Annotated in this window: 5 protein-coding genes and 2 pseudogenes; 1 reads left to right on the top strand and 6 read right to left on the bottom strand. The window is 67.5% G+C overall.

The window, feature by feature from the left end; genetic code table 11:
• Nucleotides 1–67 precede the first annotated feature (67 nt).
• The 5 genes and pseudogenes from JWN97_RS21305 to JWN97_RS18420 all read right to left on the bottom strand — a co-directional run.
• On the bottom strand, nucleotides 68–277 hold the full coding sequence (locus tag JWN97_RS21305; protein WP_363321314.1) for a DUF4192 family protein: 210 nt from the start codon (nucleotides 275–277) through the stop codon (nucleotides 68–70).
• A gap of 90 nt (nucleotides 278–367) precedes the next feature.
• Nucleotides 368–598, bottom strand: a complete 231-nt coding sequence (locus tag JWN97_RS18435) for a hypothetical protein (RefSeq protein WP_297626217.1) — start codon at nucleotides 596–598, stop codon at nucleotides 368–370.
• A 356-nt stretch (nucleotides 599–954) separates the two neighbouring features.
• Nucleotides 955–1203 (bottom strand): hypothetical protein, encoded by a 249-nt coding sequence (locus JWN97_RS18430; protein WP_297626214.1) that lies wholly within the window; start codon nucleotides 1201–1203, stop codon nucleotides 955–957.
• Between the two features lie 101 nt (nucleotides 1204–1304).
• Nucleotides 1305–1425: pseudogene (locus tag JWN97_RS18425) on the bottom strand (transposase); the annotation flags it as partial.
• A gap of 309 nt (nucleotides 1426–1734) precedes the next feature.
• Nucleotides 1735–2187: pseudogene (locus JWN97_RS18420) on the bottom strand (transposase); the annotation flags it as partial.
• 360 nt (nucleotides 2188–2547) lie between these two features.
• Between JWN97_RS18420 and JWN97_RS18415 the strand changes: the two are divergent.
• Nucleotides 2548–2979 (top strand): tyrosine-type recombinase/integrase, encoded by a 432-nt coding sequence (locus JWN97_RS18415; protein WP_297626211.1) that lies wholly within the window; start codon nucleotides 2548–2550, stop codon nucleotides 2977–2979.
• A gap of 227 nt (nucleotides 2980–3206) precedes the next feature.
• Here JWN97_RS18415 and ychF read toward each other — a convergent pair.
• Nucleotides 3207–4028: redox-regulated ATPase YchF (gene ychF / locus JWN97_RS18410; RefSeq protein ID WP_297626208.1), on the bottom strand; the 822-nt coding region annotated here is incomplete at its 5' end.

Here is a 4028-nt window from a genome sequence, read left to right as displayed (position 1 = left end):
AAGGCCTCCTGGGTGGCGGAGCGGTTCCTAGATAGCTCCACTCCACACCGGGGAGGCCTTCGCCCATCTACAGATCAGACCGTGTCGTCGCAGGATCTCGACCAACGTGCCTGGGCATCACAGCTAGTGCATCGCGCAGGCTCCCATCCCACAAGTCCCTGCGGTCAGCCTCCGTCGCTGGGATATCAACACGCACCCACGGCAGATCCTGGTTGTAAGGCACTAATACCAGTGACTCCTGCGGGCGAAAGCCCAGCACGTGCGGCACCGCCGCGATCGAATCCTCGTGAGAGCTGATGACCAGGGTGGCATGTCCCCTCCCCCTTAGCCTGCCGCACCGGTGGCTTCGACCTGCGCCGACAGCCGCTCAGGCTGGGCGCAGTTCGTACTCAAGGGAATGTCCGCCGCCGACGGCGTCCGCATCCTCGGCGACCAGCCTCCTCACCCTCGTCGCTTCGCGCGCGGTCAATGTCTCGCCGCACCACTCGACGGCCTCCTTGAGACTCAACCCTTCGGCATCCGTCAACTGACGCAGCGCAGCCACCGCTAGCTTCTCGGCTGCGGCCACTGCCGCGTCCCGTTTGCCGATCGCCACCATGCCTGTTCGGCCAGAGCGATCGTCCGCGCTTCCCGTTCCACCCGTTCACGCCGACGCCTTTCGGCCATCTCTCGCGCCGCACGCCGCGCCTGCTTCCTGATCGTTTGCTGACGCATCCGGCCGACCTCTCACTCGGACTCACATGACTCGAACAACCACCTACGGCAGTTCGCCCACTCCGAGCGGTCACGACTTACCCGCAGACGGCCTAACCAAATGCCGTCGCACGAACAGGGCCAGCGTCCTCCCCGGAATTACGCCACCTTCCAAGTGCACACAGACCCGTGAATTACCATGCAGGAGGGCGCGCGTCAGCGCGGTCGGGCGTAGCCCGACGATGTGGTTGCCCGGTGGTGTCAGGCCGCGGGGTCGATGACAACTCTGTGACCGAGCTTCTCCAGCTGCGCGACCAGCCGGCGGGTGTGGGCTTCCTGGTTGCGCTTGGCCAGCCAGTCGGGTCCCAGGTCGCGGTAGGGCTCGTCCCGCTTCAGCACGTGGTAGGACGTGGTGAGGATCGAGTGGGCCACCGCGACCTGTGCCCGGCTCATCCCCCGGCGTCGGGTCAGGAGTGCATGCTGCACGGCGAGGTAGTTCTTCTCGCGCATCCGTCCCATCGATCCGGCCGCCTCGACCAGCATCGCCGAGAGCCACTTGTTCCCGCGCCGTCGCCCGGCGGTGTCCGCTTGCCGGCCGACTCGTACATCGCCGGCGCCAGACCGGCCCACGACGCCAGGTGCTGCGCGGTGGGGAACTTCGACATGTCCGCGCCGGTGTCCGCCACGATGGTCTGCGCCACCCGGACCCCGACACCCCAGGATGGTCTGCAGCAGCTCCAGCTCGTGTGCCCACGGCACGCACGCCGACTCGGTCACCGCATCCAGCTCGACCATCGCCCGCTCGACCCGATCCAGCCGGTCCAGGATCGACCTGGCCAACTGTGCGTGATGGGCGTCGAAGTGACCCTCCAGCGCCTGTGCCAGGTCCGGAATCTTGCGACGCATCCGACACTTGGCCATCTCGGCCAGCACCCGCGCGTCCGTCTCGCCGTCGACCATCGCGCCAAGCATCGCCCGTGCCGACACCGTGGTCAGCGACGATGCCACCGTCGACAGCTTGATTGAGGCGTCCTCGAGCATCAGCTCCAACCGCACCGTTTCCCGGGTCCGATCGCCCTGCAGCTGCACCCGGTTCCGCGTCATCATCCGCAACCGCCGGATCTGCAGCGGCGGCACGAACGACGGCTTCAGCAGCCCGTGCTCCAGCAGCTGCGCGATCCACTCCGCGTCCCGCACGTCGGTCTTCCTACCGGGCACCGCCTTCATGTGCGCCGCGTTGAGCAACCAGACCTCCATCACCTCCTCCAGAGAGTACAAGATCGGCTTCCAGCACGTCGAGGTCGACTCCATCGCCGCGATCGTCACCCCGTGCTCGAGCAGCCAGTCGCGCATCACGCCCAGCGACCCCGTGGTCGTCTTGAACGTCCTCGTCTCGCCGTGCCGTCCACGCCGCGCACCCGGGGTCCGCACGCACACCGTCACCGACGCCTTGCCGACATCGAGTCCCGCGACTCGGTCGTAGAGCACCTCCATCGCCACCAGCTCCCTCACTGGTCGACCGACCGGTCCCACCGGGCGGTCGGACCGGGTGTCGCTCGGAGGATCCTCTGCCGGGATACAGACCCACGTGCTCGTAGCAACAATCCACAGGCACCCGATGACCCCGCGACATACACCTCAACGGGCTCATCCCGCACCAGTGTGTGCCGACCTCGCCGAGCGACCCCCCGATTCTCATCCCCAACGCAGCGGACGGAGTCCGCAGGCCAACCCACCTCTTGCATTGTCGGCACGATCCGCATTCCGATTGTGCGGAACTCGGCCGATCGCCGGCGGCGTCCCCCGCACCGTAGGTAGGCGAGGAACGACACCTTGCGCCGGCGGGAGGCCGCGATGGCAATCCCGACCCCCGAGGTCGTGCGCAGCATTCTCGAGGCATCGGAGCCGCGGTTCCGCGCCTTCGTCGGTCTGTGTGCCTTCGCCGGCCTCCGGCTCGGCGAGACCGCCGCCCTGCAGGTCGGGGACGTCGACTTCCTGCGCCGCCAGGTGCATGTGCGCCGGCAGGTCCAGCGCCTCAACGGGGACATTGAGATCCGGCTGCCGAAGTACAACTCCGAGCGCACCGTCCACGTCCCCGACGCGCTGCTGCAGATGCTGTCCGAGCACGTCGCACTGGGTCTCCCCTACGACTGGCTGTTCGCCGAGGTCGAGGATGTGCCGCCGCACCAGAACACCGTCGGCCACCGGTGGCGCACCACGCTCCAGCGGGCTGGGTGGCGGGGGTCCGCCTACACGACCTGCGCCACTTCTACGCCTCCGGACTGATCGCCTCGGGCTGTGACGTGGTCGCCGTCCAGCGCGCCCTCGGGGACGCGAAGCCGACCACAACACTCACCACCTATGCGCACCTCTGGCCGACCACCGAAGACCGCGTGCGGGACGCCGCGGCGCGCCTGGTCGCCGAAGTCGTTGCTTCTGGTGAGGGCACAGTGAGGGCAGAACGTGTCTGAAAAGCCCCAACATGCCGTCTGACCTGCATAAACAGTGAACCGTCAGACGTTGAAGCGGAACTCCACCACGTCGCCGTCGGCCATCACGTAGTCCTTGCCCTCCATGCGCACCTTGCCGGCCTCCTTGGCCTTGAGCATGGAGCCGGCGGACATCAGGTCGGCGAAGGAGACGACCTCGGCCTTGATGAAGCCCTTCTGGAAGTCGGTGTGGATGACACCGGCGGCCTCGGGGGCGGTGGCACCCTTCCGGATCGTCCAGGCCCGGGTCTCCTTGGGGCCGGCGGTCAGGTAGGTCTGGAGGCCGAGGGTGTCGAAGCCGACGCGGGCGAGCTGGTCGAGGCCGGACTCGGTGATGCCCATCTCGGCGAGCATCTCGCGGGCCTCGTCGTCGTCGCCGAGCTCGACGAGCTCCGACTCGAACTTGGCATCGAGGAAGATCGCCTCGGCGGGCGCGATGATCGCGCGCATCTTGTCCTTGAGGGCCTCGTCGGCGAGCTCGTCGGCGTCGCAGTTGAAGACGTAGATGAACGGCTTGGCCGTCAGCAGGGACAGCTCGCGCAGCAGGCCGCGGTCGATGTCGGTCGCGATGATCGGGGTGCCGGACTCCAGCGCGTCCTTGGCGGCCTTCGCGGCCTCCAGGTTGGCGACCAGGTCCTTGACCTTGCGCGACTCCTTCTCCAGCCGCTGGATCGCCCGGTCGACGGTCTCCAGGTCGGCGAAGATCAGCTCGGTCTGGATGGTGGAGATGTCGTTGGCGGGGTTGACCTCGCCGTCGACGTGGGTGACGTCCTCGTCGCGGAAGACGCGGGTGACCTGGCAGATCGCGGCGGACTCGCGGATGTGCGCGAGGAACTTGTTGCCGAG

This window comes from Nocardioides sp., from assembly GCF_025965415.1.
Lineage (GTDB): Bacteria > Actinomycetota > Actinomycetes > Propionibacteriales > Nocardioidaceae > Nocardioides.
This window is presented reverse-complemented; position numbering and strand designations above follow the sequence as displayed.

Coding starts and splice junctions, on each gene's coding strand:
- JWN97_RS18435 (WP_297626217.1), bottom strand. CDS start 598: ATGGTGGCGATCGGCAAACGGGACGCGGCAGTGGCCGCAGCCGAGAAG.
- JWN97_RS18430 (WP_297626214.1), bottom strand. CDS start 1,203: ATGCGCGAGAAGAACTACCTCGCCGTGCAGCATGCACTCCTGACCCGA.
- JWN97_RS18415 (WP_297626211.1), top strand. CDS start 2,548: ATGGCAATCCCGACCCCCGAGGTCGTGCGCAGCATTCTCGAGGCATCG.